15 protein-coding genes and 2 pseudogenes are annotated in these 17102 nt (G+C 69.5%); 10 read left to right on the top strand and 7 right to left on the bottom strand.

Going from position 1 to position 17102, the window contains the following annotated elements:
• Nucleotides 1-271: 271 nt before the first annotated feature.
• Genes A5624_RS05265 through A5624_RS05250 form a run of 4 tightly spaced genes read right to left on the bottom strand, consistent with a single transcriptional unit; the run spans nt 272 to nt 4730 of the window.
• Nucleotides 272-1975, bottom strand: a complete 1704-nt coding sequence (locus tag A5624_RS05265; RefSeq protein WP_066862633.1) for a cytochrome bc complex cytochrome b subunit — start codon at nt 1973-1975, stop codon at nt 272-274.
• Nucleotides 1972-3183 (bottom strand): ubiquinol-cytochrome c reductase iron-sulfur subunit, encoded by a 1212-nt coding sequence (locus A5624_RS05260; protein WP_066862630.1) that lies wholly within the window; start codon nt 3181-3183, stop codon nt 1972-1974. Before A5624_RS05260 ends, A5624_RS05265 begins: the two co-directional genes overlap by 4 nt.
• Nucleotides 3184-3231: 48 nt before the next feature.
• Nucleotides 3232-4089, bottom strand: a complete 858-nt coding sequence (locus tag A5624_RS05255) for a cytochrome c (protein ID WP_066862625.1) — start codon at nt 4087-4089, stop codon at nt 3232-3234.
• 29 nt (nt 4090-4118) lie between these two features.
• The gene (locus A5624_RS05250) at nt 4119-4730 is read right to left on the bottom strand and encodes a heme-copper oxidase subunit III (protein WP_066876644.1); all 612 of its coding nucleotides are present in this window, start codon (nt 4728-4730) and stop codon (nt 4119-4121) included.
• A gap of 129 nt (nt 4731-4859) precedes the next feature.
• Between A5624_RS05250 and trpD the strand changes: the two genes are divergently transcribed.
• On the top strand, nt 4860-5951 hold the full coding sequence (trpD, locus tag A5624_RS28910) for an anthranilate phosphoribosyltransferase (protein ID WP_156748834.1): 1092 nt from the start codon (nt 4860-4862) through the stop codon (nt 5949-5951).
• On the opposite strand, the pseudogene A5624_RS05235 reads toward trpD, so the two are convergent.
• A pseudogene (locus A5624_RS05235) lies at nt 5889-7727 on the bottom strand (DEDD exonuclease domain-containing protein); the annotation flags it as partial. The gene trpD and the pseudogene A5624_RS05235 overlap by 63 nt on opposite strands.
• Before the next feature lie 156 nt (nt 7728-7883).
• Here A5624_RS05235 and A5624_RS05230 point away from each other — a divergent pair.
• The 4 genes from A5624_RS05230 (at nt 7884) to pimB (ending at nt 11536) form a co-directional block, all read left to right on the top strand.
• Nucleotides 7884-8138: a hypothetical protein gene (locus tag A5624_RS05230; protein ID WP_197497922.1), complete on the top strand. Its 255-nt coding sequence runs from the start codon at nt 7884-7886 to the stop codon at nt 8136-8138.
• A gap of 177 nt (nt 8139-8315) precedes the next feature.
• Complete coding sequence (gene ripC / locus A5624_RS05225) at nt 8316-9455, top strand: peptidoglycan hydrolase RipC (RefSeq protein WP_066862616.1); 1140 nt, start codon at nt 8316-8318, stop codon at nt 9453-9455.
• A 34-nt stretch (nt 9456-9489) separates the two neighbouring features.
• Complete coding sequence (locus tag A5624_RS05220; protein WP_231997737.1) at nt 9490-10332, top strand: hypothetical protein; 843 nt, start codon at nt 9490-9492, stop codon at nt 10330-10332.
• Between the two features lie 64 nt (nt 10333-10396).
• The gene (gene pimB, locus A5624_RS05215) at nt 10397-11536 is read left to right on the top strand and encodes a GDP-mannose-dependent alpha-(1-6)-phosphatidylinositol monomannoside mannosyltransferase (RefSeq protein ID WP_066862636.1); all 1140 of its coding nucleotides are present in this window, start codon (nt 10397-10399) and stop codon (nt 11534-11536) included.
• Between the two features lie 9 nt (nt 11537-11545).
• Here pimB and A5624_RS05210 read toward each other — a convergent pair whose 3' ends face one another.
• Nucleotides 11546-13348 (bottom strand): long-chain fatty acid--CoA ligase, encoded by a 1803-nt coding sequence (locus tag A5624_RS05210; protein WP_066862610.1) that lies wholly within the window; start codon nt 13346-13348, stop codon nt 11546-11548.
• A gap of 177 nt (nt 13349-13525) precedes the next feature.
• Here A5624_RS05210 and A5624_RS05205 point away from each other — a divergent pair, with 177 nt between their 5' ends.
• From A5624_RS05205 to A5624_RS05185, 5 genes are all read left to right on the top strand, one after another.
• A complete protein-coding gene (locus A5624_RS05205; protein WP_066862607.1) occupies nt 13526-13915 on the top strand; it encodes a polyketide cyclase / dehydrase and lipid transport in 390 nt (129 codons plus the stop codon).
• 104 nt (nt 13916-14019) lie between these two features.
• Nucleotides 14020-14457: an SRPBCC family protein gene (locus A5624_RS05200; protein ID WP_066862605.1), complete on the top strand. Its 438-nt coding sequence runs from the start codon at nt 14020-14022 to the stop codon at nt 14455-14457.
• Nucleotides 14450-15730, top strand: coding sequence for an ArsA family ATPase (locus A5624_RS05195; RefSeq protein ID WP_197497923.1), 1281 nt, complete (start codon nt 14450-14452; stop codon nt 15728-15730). The genes A5624_RS05200 and A5624_RS05195 overlap by 8 nt, the downstream gene beginning before the upstream one ends.
• Complete coding sequence (locus A5624_RS05190; protein ID WP_066862597.1) at nt 15718-16116, top strand: hypothetical protein; 399 nt, start codon at nt 15718-15720, stop codon at nt 16114-16116. Before A5624_RS05195 ends, A5624_RS05190 begins: the two co-directional genes overlap by 13 nt.
• Before the next feature lie 86 nt (nt 16117-16202).
• Nucleotides 16203-16931 (top strand): 1-acyl-sn-glycerol-3-phosphate acyltransferase, encoded by a 729-nt coding sequence (locus A5624_RS05185; protein ID WP_066862594.1) that lies wholly within the window; start codon nt 16203-16205, stop codon nt 16929-16931.
• Here the strand turns inward: A5624_RS05185 and A5624_RS28030 are convergent.
• Nucleotides 16928-17102: pseudogene (locus tag A5624_RS28030) on the bottom strand (alpha-(1-2)-phosphatidylinositol mannosyltransferase); the annotation flags it as partial. The gene A5624_RS05185 and the pseudogene A5624_RS28030 overlap by 4 nt on opposite strands.

The raw sequence follows: 17102 nt of genomic DNA, 5'->3' as shown, positions 1-17102 counted from the left end.
CGCCAGTTGCGCGGCGTCGTCGCCGACCAGTAGCCGCCGACGGCAACGGGGTTGGCAGGCGGGGGAGGATGTGCCGGTCCCGTCGCGTCAGCGCACTCGACACGTAAACCGTTGCGACGACACGCCGTGCGTCGTCGCAATGGTTTACGTCTCGCGTTGTGGGCGCGCTCCACGCAACCGGGCAACGCAAGCAACGCGACCGGGTGCAGGATTGCCCGGCTCCCGCGTCGGCCACGAAGAAGCCGATGAGGAGCCGGGCCGTCCGGGCTAGCTAGTGCTCGCCGTTGGTCGAGCCGTTGGTGGAACCGTTCGTCGAGCCGTTGAGGCCGTCCTGGTGCTCGCGCAGCGCGGTCAGGGCGCGTTGCTCGGAGCCGTGCGCCGCCTCCCGCAGCGCCGCGTCCTCGGACGCCGGGTCGGCGAACAGGAAGCTGCCGCTACCGGGGGATCCACCCGAGCCCAGCTTGTTCATCTTCTTGGGCAGGGGCGCACCCTGGTACGCCAGCGGCAGCGGGTGGCCGTGGTCGTCGACCGGGCCCAGCGGCTGGTGCAGCTCGATGTAGGCGCCGTGCGGCAGCCGCTTGATGATGCCGGTCTCGATGCCGTGCTCGAGCACCGCGCGGTCGCTGCGCTGCAGTCCGATGCACCACCGATAGGTGATGAAGTAGACCACCGGCGGGACGATCACCATGCCGATGCGCCCGATCCACGTCGTCGCGTTCAGCGAGATGTCGAACTTGAACGCGATGATGTCGTTCATCGCGCACAGCGTCAGCAACATGTAGAACGCGATCGCCATGGCGCCGATCGACGTGCGCACCGGCACGTCGCGCGGGCGCTGCAGCAGGTTGTGGTGCGCATAGTCACCGCTGAACCGCTTCTCCAGGAACGGGTAGACGATCAGCAGACCGAACACCCCACCCATGATCAGCGCCACCCAGACCACCGCCGGGATGGTGTGGTGCCAGAAGTAGAACTCCCACGGCGGCCAGATGCGGGCCAGGCCTTCGGTCCACATCATGTAGAAGTCCGGCTGCGAACCGGCCGAGACGTGAGATGGCTTGTAGGGGCCCAGGTTCCAGATCGGGTTGATCTGCAGCAGACCACCGAGCAGGCCCAGCACGCCGACGATCGCGGCGAAGAACGCGCCGGACTTGACCGCGAACACCGGCATCACGCGCACGCCGACCACGTTGTGCTCGGTGCGCCCGGGGCCGGGGAACTGGGTGTGCTTCTGGAACCACACCATGGCCAGGTGCAGCCCGATCAGGGCCAGGATGATCCCGGGCAGCAGCAGGATGTGCAGGGCGTACATCCGCGGGATGATGTAACCCGCTGTGGCGCATTCGTTTCCGACGCCACCGCAGGGGAAGTCACCGCCGAACAGGGCCCAGTGCAGCCAGGTTCCGATCACCGGCATGCCCAACGTGATCGAGGACAGCGCGGCGCGCAACCCGATGCCGGACAACAGGTCGTCGGGCAGCGAGTAGCCGAAGTAGCCCTCGAACATGGCCAGGATCAGCAGCAGCGAACCGATGACCCAGTTGGCCTCACGCGGCCGCCGGAAGGCGCCGGTGAAGAAGATGCGGGCCAGGTGCACCATGATCGACGCGGAGAAGATCAGCGCGGCCCAGTGGTGGACCTGACGCACGAACAATCCGCCGCGCACCTCGAAGGAGATGTCGAGGGTCGACGCGAAGGCCTTCGACATGTCCACGCCGCGCAGCGGCTGATAGGCGCCGTTGTAGGTGATCTCGGCCATGGACGGATCGAAGAACAGCGTCAGGTAGACGCCGGTGAGCAGTAGCACGATGAAGCTGTACATCGCGATCTCGCCCAGCAGGAACGACCAGTGCGTGGGGAAGACCTTGTTGAGCTGTCTGCGCACCGCGGCCGACGGGTGATAACGCGTGTCGATGTCCTCGCCCTGACGGGCCAGGACATCGCCGATCTTCGGGGGACTCAGTTTCGGACTCATGTTGTCGTCCTCTCCCAGAATGCCGGTCCGACGGGCTCGACGAAGTCGCCGTTGGCGACCAGATACCCGTTGGTGTCGATGGTGATCGGCAGTTGCGCCAACGCACGCGCGGCCGGCCCGAAAATCGGCTTGGCGAAGTGCAGCGCGTCGAACTGCGACTGGTGGCACGGGCACAGGATCCGGTAGGACTGCTCCTCGTACAGCGATGCGGGGCAGCCCAGGTGCGAGCACACCTTGGTGTAGGCGAAGAACTCACCGAAGTTGAAGCTCTCCTGGCCCTGCCGTTTGACCACGCGGCCCATGTCGGTGGGCCGAATCCTGATGAGCATCACCGGGTTTCGCACACCCTGGTTGATGGCCCGCAGCTTCTCCTGCGATTCGGGGGTGGTGCCGTCCCCGTCGGACTCGCGCCACGGGAAGACGGTTTCCATGCCGCCGGCGTCGAGGTCTTCGGGGCGCATCTTGACGAACGGCGAGGTGGAGGCCGAGCCCGTCGCGCGCGCCAGATAGATGGTCTCGCCGTGATAGCGCGGGGTCCACCCCGAGGTCCACAGCACGGCCTTCTTGCCGTCGGCGGTCGGCACCACCGGCTTCCACGGGTTCTTGATCAGTCCGCCGGCAAACGCGACCAGGGTGGACAGGCCGAACGCGCCCAGCCCCATCCCCAGCGAAAGGCCGATCAGCTTGCGCCGCCCGACCGTCGATCCCTGATACGCGTCGGCCAGGTTCGCCACCACCGTCTTGCGGTCGACGTCGCGCGAGGCGCCGTCGTGGCGGTCCTGGATCGAAATCTCTTCCGGGATAAAGCGTTTCTGGTACAGGATGACGCCGACGCCGATCGACAGGATCGCCATCCCGAATGTCAGCCCGTAGAGCGGGGTGGCCAGGTCATAGAGGAAGCTGCCGGCCTCCTCCTTCGGCTTGTACTCCCACGGCCAGAACAAGAAGATCAGCAGCAGCGCCAGGCCGAAGAACCCGCCCAGCAAAAGCCAGACGGCGACGCCACGCTCGGCGCGCTTTTCGGCCTTGGTGCCCTCGATCGGCCAGCGGGGCTCCTTGAACACCGTCTCGACGCCATCCAGCTTGCCGCCCAGGGCCACCAGTTCCTGCTGCGACATGGCGGCCAGGGCCGCGTCATCGGGCTCGCGCTCGCCGGTGCCCTGCGGGCTCCCGCCGGTGTCAGAGCCGCGAACGTCCGCCTCACTCATTTGCGCCGCTCCTCCTCATCGCTTCGCTCTGCATCGTCTCGGCGCGGCTCATGCTCGTGCCCCAATCCACAGTGCCAGCCCGATGGCGGCGACCATCCCGATGATCCAGGCGGCCATGCCCTCGGGTGCGGGCCCGAATCCGCCGAGGCCGTAACCGCCCGGCTGGCGCTCCTCGGTCACCGCCTTGATGTAGCCGATGATGTCCTTCTTGGCCTCGAACGACAGCTGACGGTCGGAGAACTTCGGCATGTTCTGCGGACCGGTCCGCATGGCCGCCAGGATCTGCTGCTCGTTGGCGGGCTCGAGGTCCGGCGCGTACTTACCCGACGACAGCGCCCCGCCCTTGCCGGTGAAGTTGTGGCACGACGAGCAGTTCAGCCGGAACAGGTCACCGCCGCGTCCCAGGTCCTGGCCGCGCAGCGAGCGCATCGCCAGGCTGCCGTCCGGGTTGCGCACCGTCGTTGGGCCGCCGCCGTTGGCCTGCACGTAGGCGCCCAGGGCGTCGACCTGCGCCTCGTCGAAGATCGGTTCCTTGCGCGGCGCCTGGGCCTCGCCGGTCATCGCGGGCATCCGGCCGGTGGAGACCTGGAAGTAGACGGCTTCCTCGCCGACGCCGATCAGGCTCGGCCCGCGGTCGGGCACGCCCTGCAGGTTCGCGCCGTGGCAGGACACGCACGACGTGTCGAACAGCTGCTTGCCGGTGCGCAGCAGCGCCGAGTTCGACTCGTCCGCGACGGCCACCTGCGGCCGCGGCGTCAGGATGGCGGCCAGGCCACCGGCGATGGTCAGCGCGATCAGCAGCAGCAGGCCGCCGGACAACCGGCGACGCAGCCGCCGCCGCGAACGGTCGCGCTGCGCCTGCGGCGCCTTGGCCGCACCGGATCGGGTCGATCCCAGTTTCTTCAACCGAGCACTCCTGTTCGTCCAGCGCCTGCTCATCGGATGAAATAGATCACGGCGAACAGCGCGATCCACACGATGTCGACGAAATGCCAGTAGTACGAGACGACGATGCTGGCCGTCGCCTGCGCCGGCGTGAACTTGCTCATCGCGGTGCGGGCCAGCAAGAAGATGAAGGCGATCAATCCGCCGGTGACGTGCAAACCGTGGAATCCGGTCGCCAGGTAGAACACGCTGCCGTAGGCGCTGCCGGGGATGGTGGTCCCGTGCGTCACCAGATGGTAGTACTCGTAGCCCTGTCCGCAAACGAAGAATAGGCCCATCAGGAAGGTGAGCACGTACCAGCGGCGCAGCCCGAACACGTCGCCGCGCTCGGCCGCGAACACCCCCATCTGGCAGGTAAACGACGACGCGATCAGCACCAATGTCACGGGGACGGCCTGGTACAGGTTCAGCTCGGTCGGCGGCGGCGGCCACTTTCCGCCCGATTGGGCGCGAGCGGTGAAGTACATCGCGAAGAGGCCAGCAAAGAACATCAGCTCGCTGGAAAGCCAGACGATGGTGCCGACGCTGACCATGTTGGGTCGGTTCAGCGAATGCACCCGCGACGTAATTGCAGTACCCGAAGTCCCGGCAGCGCTGGTCACATACGCAAGTATGACGCTTTGTAGTTGTTGAACTCCACCCGGGGCGGCAATTGAGGTCTGGGGCGTCGCGCTCGCGCCCGTCGCGCTCGACGGTTGGGGCCGGTGTGGTGCTCGTGGGACCATCGGCGCGTGGCTTCGTCATCGCACGCTTCGCCGTCCCCGGCCGCGCCGTCCGGCGCGCCGGCGCCGTCGTGGCCGCAGGTCCTGTCGCGTCTGACGGGCGGTGAGGACCTGTCCCGCGGGCAGGCCGCCTGGGCCATGGACCAGATCATGGCCGGCGACGCCAGCCCGGCCCAGATCGCGGCCTTCGCGGTGGCGATGCAGGTGAAGGTTCCCACCTCGGCCGAAGTCATCGAGCTGGCCGACGTCATGCTCGACCACGCGCTGCCGATGCCCGCCATCCGCGACGACACCGTCGACATCGTGGGAACCGGTGGCGACGGCGTCAACACCGTGAACCTGTCCACCATGGCGGCGATCGTCGCCGCGGCCGCCGGGGTGCCGGTGGTCAAACACGGCAACCGGGCGTCATCGTCGCTGTCCGGCGGCGCCGACACGCTCGAGGCGCTCGGCGTCCGGATCGACCTGGGGCCCGACGAGGTCGCGCGCAGCCTCGCCGAGGTGGGCATCGGGTTCTGCTTCGCGCCGCTGTTTCATCCGTCCTACCGGCACACCTCCGCGGTGCGCCGCGAGATCGGCGTGCCGACGGTGTTCAATCTCCTTGGGCCGCTTACCAATCCGGCGCGGCCGCGGGCGGGCTTGATCGGCTGCGCGTTCGCTGACCTCTCCGAGGTGATGGCGGGCGTGTTCGCCGCCCGCCGGTCCAGCGTGCTGGTGGTGCACGGTGACGACGGGCTCGACGAGTTGACGACCACCACGACCAGCACCATCTGGCGGGTGCAGGCGGGCACGGTGGACAGGCTGACGTTCGATCCGGCCGGATTCGGTTTCCCCCGGGCCGATCTCGACGACCTGCTGGGCGGTGACGCGCAGGCCAACGCGGCCGAGGTGCGCGCGGTGCTGAGTGGCGGCAAGGGCCCGGTGCGCGACGCCGTCGTGCTCAATGCCGCCGGCGCCATCGTCGCGCACGCCGGGTTATCCAGCCGCGCTGAATGGTTGCCGGCGTGGGAGGACGGGTTGGCCCGCGCCTGCGCCGCCATCGATTCCGGTGCGGCCGAACACCTGCTCGCGCGATGGGTGCGGTTCGGCGAGCAGGTCTGAGTCCCGGAATTCTTGGGCCGCAACCTGTTCTGCGGCCAGCCGCGCCGAGCGGGCCGTCGCGGCCCACGCCGACCAGGCACCGGCCGACCGCAGCGGGGAAGCCCAGCCGTCCTCGGCGACCCTGACGATTCGCACGCCGGGCGCGGTCAACCAGCGCGTGATCAGCGCGGTCTCCTCGACCAGCGCGCCGCCCAGGGGGCCCGGCGTGGGCAGAATCGCTTGTGCCCCAGCGACAATCGCGTCGACGACCGGCATCGGGGGCACGCCGCGCCTGGCGCTGCCCGCCGCGGCGAGCTGACCGTGGCGGATGACGGCCAGCTGATAGCCACCCTGGCCGTCGGGCGCGGCCGCGATCAGCTCGGGCAGCGCCGCCAGCGCGCGCAGTCGCTGCCCGCGCCACAGCGTCTCGACCGCGGTGACGATGCGGTCGCGCAGCCGCGCGGCGCTCTCGAAGTGATGCCGCTGCGCGAGCACGCCGACCTGGTCCACCGCCGAGCGCAGCGCGCCGTTGTCCGCGCCGTCGATCAACGCCGCGACCCGCGCGACGGCGCCGGCGTACTGGGTGGCGGTCACGCCGCGCGCGGCCGGGCATGGCGACACCTCCGCCTCGGGGCACGACGGCCCGTGCAACGCCGAGCGCCCCAGCCGGTTGGTGCAGGTGCGCAGGCCGGTGAACCGGGCCAGCAGGGCGGCGGTGTCGGCGGCGTCGGCGCGGGCCCGAAACGGGCCGACGGCCCGCTCGTGTCGCGGCGCCCGCACCACCGCCAGGCGGGGAAAGGCCTCGTCGGTCAGCGCCACCCACCACCATCGGTGCGGAAACCTGGACCGCCGGTTGTATGGCGGGGCGTGCGCGGCCAGCAGCCGCAGCTCGCGCACGCCGGCCTCCAGCGCATGGGCGCACTCGACGTGGTCGACCGACTCTGCCAGCGCGACCATCTCCTTCATCCGGCCGCGCGGGTCGGCGCCGGTGAAGTACTGGCCGACCCGTCGTCGCAGGTCGACGGCGGTGCCGATGTAGAGCGTCTCGCCCGACGGCCCGCGGAACAGATACACGCCGGGCCGGCGCGGCAGTCCCTCGGCGAGCACCCGCTTGCGGCGCTGCGCGGGTGTCACGTCGGGCAGGTAGGCGCGCAGGTCGGCGTAGGTGTGCACGCCCTGGTTGCCCACCCGCTCGATGAGGGCGTGCAGCACGTCGACGGTGGCGCGGGCGTCGTCGAGGGCGCGGTGGGTGGGCTGAGTGGCCACCGCGAACAGCCGGGCCAGGGCGGCCAGCCGGACGCTGGGCGCTTCCTCGCGGGACAGCACCCGGCGGGCCAGCCGGACCGTGCACAGCACCTGCGGGCGCGGCCAGGCGATGTCGCACCGTTGCGCGGCCGCCCGTAGGAAGCCGACGTCGAACCCGGCGTTGTGGGCGACCAGCACCGTGCCGTGGTCCAGGCCGGCGAACTCGAAGAACATCGGCAGCACCGCGTCGATGGCCGGTGCGTCGCAGACCATCGCGGTGGTGATGCCGGTCAGCTGCACGACCTGGGGCGGGATGCTGCGCTGCGGATCCACCAGCGTGGCGAACTCGCCGAGCACCACGCCGCCGCGCACCTTGACCGCCCCGATCTCGGTGATGGCGTCGGGGGCGGTTCCCCCGGTGGCCTTGGTGCGCCCACCGGTGGTCTCCAGGTCCACGACGACGAACGTGGTCTCGCGCAGGGACAGCTCGTCGGGCGTGAACGGTGCCCCGACGTCGGCGAAGCTCAGCTGCGTCGCGCCCCGGGAAGCCACGGCGGTGACGTTAAGCCCGACGACCGACACCCGGGCGGCTCCCACGCCGGAGCGCGGGGACGGATACCTGTCGGTGGCCGCGGTTACGGTTCGGGCAGTCCGGCGTGATGTTCGCTGACCCACTGTGCCGGAGCCCAAGCGAGAGGACCCACCCCGATGGCACCACGAACCGAACCCACCGACATCGGCATGACGCCGCCCGACCCGGGGACGCCGGTGGTGATCGACTGCGACGAGTGCGCGGTGCGCGGCCCCGGCTGCCGCGACTGTGTCGTCAGCGTGATACTCGGGGTTCCGGATACTTTATTGCAGGACGAGCGAGCGGCTTTGGAGGTTCTCGCCGAGGCCGGGTTGGCGCCGCGCCTTCGGCTTGTCCCGATTCGTCGGGACCGTGGCTCTGGTGTAGCGTAATTGCCTTGTCCCGCAAAGGTCCTCGCGAACGCGAAACGATTCACATAGAAATGACAGGATTCTTTCTAATTTCTTAACCGCTCGCTTTGGACAAACGCCGATATCGTTTCGTAACCTGTTTGAGACCTAAACCAGCTCGACGACCTTTTCGTCTATGGCCGTTTAAGGAAGCAAATCTTGAGGCTTGCATCTAGGTACCCGGTTGCGCGTGTCCTCACACGTTCGGCAATAGGGACGCTAGCTGGCTTCGCGATCTTGTCCGGTGTGGTGACGGCCCCCGTGTGGGCAGACCCGGCCGAAGACGCCACGGCAAAACTCAACCAACTGTCGCGCCAGGCCGAGCAGACCACCGAGGCGATGCACAGCGCCCAGCTGGATCTGAACGACAAGCTGGCCGCCCAGCGCGCGGCGGACAAGAAGCACATCGACGACCAGGCCGCGGTCGATGCGGCGAAGGCGCATCTGGCCTCGTATCAGGATTCGGTCAACAAGCTGGCCGCCGCGACCTACATGGGTGGTCGCGTCGACGGCATGGAAGCCATCCTGACCGCCGGCTCGCCGCAGGGCCTGATCGACAAGCTGGCGGTGCAGCGCGTGATGGCCACGCAGATGACCGACCAGATGAAGAGCTTCCAGATCGCCGGGGAGCAGGCCGCCAAGGCCGAGCGCGAGTCCGCCAAGTCGGCCGCCGACGCCAAGAGCGCGGCCGAGCAGGCCGCGGCGGTCCGGGCGAGCCTTCAGTCCAAGCAGAGCCAGCTGCAGGTGCAGATCGCGGTGGTCAAGTCCCAATACCTGTCTTTAACGGCCGATCAGCGCACCGCGCTGGCCAACCCCGCCCCGCCTCCCGGCGCTCCGGCACCCCCGGAAGCGGCGCCCCCGGGCGCGCCCGCCGGGCAGGCGCCGGGTGAGGCTCCGCCCGCCGGCGGAATGCCGGGCATGCCCGGAACGACGCCTGGCGGTGTCGGCGGCGGTGACCGCGCCACCGTCGTGCAGGCCGCGCTGACCCAGGTCGGTTCGCCCTACGTGTGGGGCGGCTCCGCACCCGGCGGTTTCGACTGTTCCGGCCTGGTGATGTGGGCATTCCAGCAAGCCGGCATTTCGCTGCCGCACTCCAGCCAGGCGCTGGCCCACGGCGGGCAGCCCGTCTCGCTGGGTGATCTGCAGCCCGGTGACGTGCTGACCTTCTACTCCGACGCCTCGCACACCGGCATCTACATCGGTGACGGCATGATGATCCATTCCTCTACCTATGGCGTGCCGGTCCGGGTGGCGCCGATGAGCGCCGGCGGTCCGATCTACGACGCTCGCCGTTACTAGACACCCCCGACCGCGTCGCCGGCGGCTCTCGATACTGCTGGCTTGGGTATTCGTCGTCGAACTGCTGGTGGCCGCGGCCGTGCCGTTCGACGCCCAGCGCGAAGCCCGGATCCGGCCCGCCCAGCTGGTCACCCCGGCCCGCAGCCAACTCCCCGCGTCGGCCAGGTCGATCACCGTCGGCGACCGCACCGTGCGGCTGCTGGGGCTCGGCGGCCCCGCCAGCGACCGGCTGCTGTCCCGGGTGGCGTCGGGCATGCCCGCGGCGATCGCCGCGGTGGAGTCGTTCTGGGGTACCGACTGGGCCCGTGAGATCTCGGTGGTCGCGGCCGGCACCGACGAGGAATTTCGCGCCGCCGCCGGCGGGGGACCGGCGTCGCAGTGGGCCGACATCGCGGCCGTGACGGTGGTCGACCGGCTCGATCCCGTTCGCCGGGTCGCCGAGGGCCAGCGGATCGTGTTCGCGCCCGGCGCGGCCACCATGAGCGCCGCATCGTTGCGAATCGTGTTGGCGCACGAGCTTTTTCACTACGCCGCGCGCGTCGACACCGTCGCGGATGCACCTCGCTGGCTCACCGAGGGGGTGGCCGACTTCGTCGGCCGCCCGCCCGTGCCGGTGCCCGCCGAGACGCTGCTGCCCATGACGTTGCCCACCGACGCCGATCTCGACGTGCCGGGGGAGCAGCGCTCGTTGGCCTACGACCGCGCGTGGTGGTTCGCCCGGTTCGTCGCCGACACCTACGGAGCGCCGAAATTGCGCGACCTCTACCTGGCCACCTGCGGCGTGCGGCATGTCGACATCGCCGCCGCCGGTCAGGATGTGCTGGGCGACAGCCCGGCGGGCCTGCTCACGCGCTGGCATCAGTGGCTGGGCCACTAAGGCCGCATCGCACGGCTCGGACCGTGTGCGCGGGGTGCGCCGGCGCCAGGCTAGCCTGTCGCAGGTGAGTCGGGTCCTGCTGGTAACCAACGACTTTCCGCCCCGCCCGGGCGGCATCCAGTCGTACCTCGGCGAGTTCGTCGGCCGGCTGGTCGACGCCGGGCCGCATACGGTGACGGTGTACGCGCCGCAGTGGAAGGGCGCCGACGCCTTCGACCACTCAGCCGAGGCCGCCGGTTATCGGGTGGTGCGCCATCCGGGCACCCTGATGCTGCCCGGCCCGGCGGTCGACGCCCGGATGCGGCGGCTGATCGCCGAGGGCGGCATCGACACGGTCTGGTTCGGCGCGGCCGCGCCGCTGGCGCTGTTGGCCTCCCGCGCCCGCGGGGCCGGGGCGAGCCGCGTGCTGGCCAGCACCCACGGCCACGAGGTCGGGTGGTCGATGCTTCCGGTCGCCCGCTCGGTGCTGCGCCGCATCGGTGACGACACCGACGTCGTCACGTTCGTCAGCCGCTACACTCGGTCCCGGTTCGCGCCGGCGTTCGGCCCCCAGGCGTCGCTGGAATACCTGCCCTCGGGTGTGGACACCGAACGGTTCCGGCCCGACCCGGCGGGCCGGGCCGAGCTGCGGGACCGTTACGGGTTGGGCGAGCGGCCCACCGTGGTGTGCGTGTCGCGGCTGGTGCCACGCAAGGGCCAGGACATGCTCATCAAGGCCCTGCCGTCGATCCGGCGGCGCGTCGACGGCGCCGCATTGGTCATCGTCGGCGGCGGCCCGTATATGGACTCGCTGCGCGCGCTGGCCCGTGAGTGCGGGGTGGAAGACGACGTGACGTTCACCGGCGGCGTACCGGCCGCCGAGTTGGCCACGCATCACGCGCTGGCCGACGTGTTCGCGATGCCGTGCCGCACCCGCGGTGCCGGGCTGGACGTCGAGGGGTTGGGCATCGTGTACCTCGAGGCCTCGGCGACCGGCGTGCCGGTCATCGCCGGCAAATCCGGGGGAGCCCCAGAAACGGTGCAGCACAACAAGACCGGGTTGGTCGTCGACGGCCGCGAGGTGGCCGAGATCGCCGGTGCCGTCACCGAATTGCTGACCGATCGCGACCGCGCGGCCGCGATGGGCGCGGCCGGGCGCGACTGGGTGATGGCCCAGTGGCGGTGGGACACCCTGGCGGCGCGGCTGGGCGCGCTGCTGGGCTGACCGGCGCCATTAGTCCTTCTCGTAGATGGCCTCGATGTCGGAGGCGAACTTCTCGGCCACCACGTTACGCTTGACCTTCATCGTCGGCGTCAGTTCGCCGGTGTCCTCGGTGAAATCGACCGGCAGGATGCGGAACTTGCGGATCGATTCCGCATGCGACACAGCCTGATTGGCGTCCTTGATGGCCGCGTCCACCTCGGCGACCAGGTCGGGGTCGGTGGCCAGATCGCCCACCGAGGCGCCGGCGCCCTTCTGGTTGCGCTGCTTCCAGCCGTCGAACGCCTCGGGGTCGATGGTGATCAGCGCGCCGATGAACGGCTTGTTGTCCCCGACCACCATCGCCTGACTGATTAACGGGTGGGCCCGCAGCCGGTCCTCCAGGACGGCCGGCGCGACGTTCTTGCCGCCGGCGGTGACGATGATCTCCTTCTTGCGCCCGGTGATCTTCAAGAAGCCGTCCTCGTCGAGCACGCCCAGGTCGCCGGTCCTGAACCAGCCATCGGTGAACGCGTCGCGGGTGGCCTGCTCGTTACGCCAGTAGCCGGTGAACACCACGCCGCCGCGCACGAGCAGTTCGCCGTCCTCGGCGATGCGCATGCTGTTGCCCGGCACCAACGTTCCGACCGTGCCGATCTTGACGTTGCCGACCTGGTTGACGGTGATCGCCGAGCTGGTCTCGGTCAGGCCGTAACCCTCGTGGATGGTCAGGCCGACGCCGCGGTAGAAGTGCCCCAGCCGCGAGCCCAGCGGCGCGCCGCCGGAGACGGCCGCGTGGCAGTCACCGCCCAGCGCGGCGCGCAGCTTGTTGTACACCAGCCGGTCGAACAGGGCGTGCTTGGCGCGCAGCAGCGGGCCGCGGCGGCCGCGGTCCTGCGCCTCGCTCCAGTCGACGGCGGTTTGGACGGCCGCCGCGAAGATCCGGCCCTTGCCGTCGTTCGAGGCGTTCTGCTCGGCGGTGTTGTAAACCTTCTCGAACACCCGCGGCACCGACACCACCACGGTCGGCTTGAACACCGCGAACAGCGGCACCAGGTTCTTGATGTCGCTGGTGAAGCCGACGGTGACCTTGTTGGCGAACGCGGACAACGTGAGCGAGCGCGCCAGCACGTGCGCCAGCGGCAAGAACACCAGCAGCCGCTGGCCCTCGTCGAGCAGCGTCGGCAGGCTCTCCTTGGCGCCGCGGGTCTCATACAGCAGATTCGAATGGGTCAGCTGGCAGCCCTTGGGCCGCCCCGTGGTGCCCGACGTGTAGATCAGGGTGGCCGGGTCCGACGCCCGCAGCGCCTCGAGGCGCGCGGTCAGCTCGGCCGGTGCCACCGACGCGCCGGCCTCCACGAGCTGGTCGAGCGCCTTGGGCCCCGAACCGTCGATGTGCAGCACCCGGCGCAGCGCGGGTAGTTCGGCGGTCAGCTCGGTGACCATGGCCGCGTGCTCGTCGGTTTCCGCGAACGCCAGCACCGCCTCGGAATCCTGTAGCACCCAGCGGACCTGCTCGGCCGACGACGTCTCGTAGATCGGCACGGTGACCGCACCCACCGCCAGGATGGCCAGGTCGAGGATCGCCCATTCGTAGCGGGTGGCCGAGAAGATGGACACCCGGTCGCCGGCCTCTACGCCCAGGGAGATCAAACCCAATGCGGCCGAGCGGATCTGCTCGGCCGCCTGGGCGCAGGTGACGTCGGTCCACTCGCCGTCGATCTGACGCTGGTAGATGACGAAGTTGGGGTCGTCGCGCTCGTGTTCGAAGACCATCGCGGCGATGTTGTCGTTTTCGCCGACGGAGAAGCGGGCGGGGACGCTGTACTCACGCACTCTTATGACCTCAATCGACCTCGTGGAGATTCCCGGGAGCGGGTTGCTGCCGACCAGCCTAATCCGCGCGTTGACCCAGCACGGCTAGCAGTGGGTGGGCCGGGACCGCGATTGCGGGCCGCGACGTCCGGCCCGCCCTCGGCGGGGCGGCGCGGGCCGGTGTGTGAAGCTGGGGTGATGAACAGCATCCAGATCGCGGATGAGACGTTTGTCGCCGCCGACGGCGCGCGGGTGGGCGCCGCGGTGGCCGATCGGTCCAGCTGGCGGCGCTGGTGGCCGGACCTGCGGCTGGAGGTCGTCGAGGACCGCGGGGAAAAGGGCATCCGGTGGTCGGTCACCGGCGCGTTGACGGGCACCATGGAAATCTGGCTGGAACCGTCGCTGGACGGCGTCGTGCTGCACTACTTCCTGCACGCCGAGCCGACCGGGGTGGCGGCCTGGCAGCTGGCCAAGCTGAACTTGGCGAAGATGACGCACCGCCGTCGGGTGGCGGGCAAGAAAATGGCCTTCGAGGTCAAGACGACACTGGAACGGTCACGTCCGGTCGGAGTTTCTCCGGTAGTTTAGCCGGGTCGGGTCCGCCGCGGAGAGTACCGTGTCGGACCGAGACCCGCGGGATCCCCACAGTCGACAGCGGTCGATCCGTTCGCGGGAGAGAGGGCAGCAATCAGGTGGCGGAGAAGACGACGCAAACCATCTACATCGAGGCCGACCCGGCCACCGTGATGCAGGTGATCGCCGACATCGATTCCTACCCCCAGTGGATCTCGGAGTACAAGGAAGCCGAGGTCCAGGAGAAGGACGCCGACGGCTACCCGAAGGTTGCGCGGATCGTCATGGACGCCACGGTGATCAAGGACACGATGGTGATGTCCTACGAGTGGCCCAAGGATCGCCAATCGGTGAGCTGGACGCTGGTCTCGAGCTCGCTGCTGCGTGCGCTGGAAGGCTCATATCGACTGGCGGCCAAGGGATCTGGCACCGAAGTCACCTACGAACTCTCCGTCGACCTGGCCATGCCGATGATCGGGCTGCTCAAGCGCAAGGCCGAGCGCCGGTTGACCGACACCGCGTTGAAGGATCTGAAGAAACGAGTCGAGGCTGAGTGAGTCCACTGAATTCGGAGCGCCCGCCCCGGCCCGGATCAGCCTTTTCGTCGGCAAAGGCGGGGTAGGGAAATCCACCCTGGCCTGCGCCACCGCCGTCGGTGCCGCGAGCGCCGGGCAACGGGTGCTGGTGATCTCCACCGACCAGGCGCACTCGCTGGGTGACGTACTGGGCGTTCCCGTCTCGCCGAGTCGGGGCGACCTGGTGCGGGTGCTGGCCGACCTGGACACCGGGCAAGCGGAGGCCGGCGGCGGGTTTCTCGACGCACTGGCCTTGGACACGCTGGCGCTGCTCGAGGTCCGCTGGCGTGAGGTCGTCGCCACCCTGGATCGGCGTTTTCCCGACTCCGAACTGGGTACCATTGCGCCCGAAGAACTTTCGGCCCTGCCCGGGGTGCAGGAAGTTCTCGGGCTGCACGCCGTCGGCGGGCTGGCCCGCAGCGGGCGATGGGATCGGGTGGTGGTCGATTGCGCGTCGACCGCCGACGCCCTGCGAATGCTGACTTTGCCCGCCACCTTCGGGCTGTACGTCGAGCGGGCCTGGCCGCGGCATCGCCGGCTGTCGGTCACCGCCGACGACGCCCGGTCGGCGGCGGTGGTCGAGCTGCTCGAGCGGATCAGCTCGGAGGTGGAGTCGCTGAGCGCGCTGCTCACCGACGGCGATCTGGTGAGTGCGCACCTGGTGCTGACCCCCGAGCGGGTGGTCGCGGCCGAGGCGGCCCGAACGCTGGGCTCGCTGGCCCTGATGGGCGTGCGGGTCGAAGAGCTGATCGTGAATCAGGTTCTGCTGCAAGATGACTCGTACGAGTACCGCAATCTGCCCGAGCACCCCGCCTTCTACTGGTACACCGAGCGCATCGCCGAGCAGCGCAGCGTGCTCGACGAGCTCGACGCCACCATCGGCGAGGTGGCGCTGGTGATGACCCCGCACCTGTCCGGCGAGCCGATCGGCCCCAAGGCGCTGAGCGGGCTGCTCGACGCGGCGCGGCGCCGCGGCGGCACGGCGCCGCCGGGTCCGTTGCGGCCCACCGTGGACCTCGAATCCGGGACGGGACTAGGGTCCGTCTACCGGATGCGGCTGGTGTTGCCGCAACTCGATCCGTCGGGCCTGACGCTGGGCCGCGTCGATGACGATCTGATCATCAGCGCCGGGGGATTGCGGCGCAGGGTTAGGTTGGCATCAGTACTTCGGCGGTGCACCGTGTTGGACGCACACCTACGGGGTAGCGAACTGACGGTGCGTTTTCAACCAGATCCGGAGGTGTGGCCGAAGTGAGTGGTGGGGGTCATTCCGACATCGGTCCGGAACTGCGCAGGCTCGCCCAGACGATCCTCGACGGCATCGACCCCGCGGTGCGCGCGGCGGCGGCGCTGACGGCCGGCGCGGGCGTGGGCACCGGTAAGTGCCAACAGGTGTGGTGCCCGGTATGCGCGCTGGCCGCGCTGGCCACCGGCGACCAGCACCCGTTGCTCACCGCGATCGCCGACCACAGCATCGCCCTGCTCGAGGTGATTCGCGACATCGTCAACGACATCGACCGGTCCGGCGGCCCGGCGCCGGAACCGCCGCCCGACGGTCCGCCCGGTGGCGGGCCCGGCGCTCCCGCCGACGCCGCATCGCGGACCCGGTATCAGCCCATCCCGGTCACGCTCGAGGAGTGAGCCGCCTGCGTCGCAGGTGGTCGGTTCGGGTGGGGATGGGTACAGTTGGCGCAGAACATCAGCGGGAATAGCCGAGAGGGAGGGCCATGTGGTACTGGCTGTTCAAGTACGTGCTCCTCGGCCCGCTGCTGTCACTGCTGGGGCGCCCGAAAGTCGAAGGCCTAGAACACGTTCCGAGTTCCGGGCCGGCGATACTGGCCAGTAACCACCTGGCGGTGATGGACAGCTTCTACCTTCCGCTGGTGGTGCGTCGCCGCATCACGTTTTTGGCCAAGTCGGAGTACTTCACCGGCACCGGTTTCAAGGGCTGGTTCCAGCGGTGGTTCTTCACCGCCGTCGGCCAGGTGCCGATCGACCGCACCGACGCCGACAGCGCCCGGGCCGCGCTCACGACGGCGCAGCAGGTGCTGAGCCAGGGCAAGCTGCTGGGCATGTACCCCGAGGGCACCCGGTCGCCGGACGGCCGGCTGTACAAAGGCAAGACGGGACTGGCCCGGCTGGCGCTGGAGACCGGTGTTCCGGTGATCCCGGTCGCGATGATCGGCACCAACGTCGTCAACCCGCCCGGGACGAACATGTTGCGGTTCGGCCGGGTCACCGTCCGCTTCGGCAAGCCGATGGACTTCTCCCGGTTCGACGGGCTGGCCGGCAACCGCTTCATCGAGCGGGCCGTCACCGACGAAGTGATCTATGAGCTGATGGGGCTGTCCGGTCAGGAATACGTCGACATCTACGCGGCGAGCCTAAAAAAGGGCGGTGACGACGGCGCCGCCAATGGCGAGGCCGTCCGGATCCCCGAGACCGCGGCCGGTTAGCCGACGGCGGTAGCCGGCGCCAGCTGCTGCGGGGCCGTATCCCGCGCCAATCCGCGGGCGGTGACGGTGACACCCACCGTGACGAGCACCGCCAGCGCCCACCACACATAGGACATCCCGGCGAGCTGACGCCACCAGACCGCGCTGGCCTCGTGGTGCTTGGGCAGCAGG

This window comes from Mycobacterium sp. 1482292.6 (assembly GCF_001672995.1).
Lineage (GTDB): Bacteria > Actinomycetota > Actinomycetes > Mycobacteriales > Mycobacteriaceae > Mycobacterium > Mycobacterium europaeum_A.
This window is presented reverse-complemented; position numbering and strand designations above follow the sequence as displayed.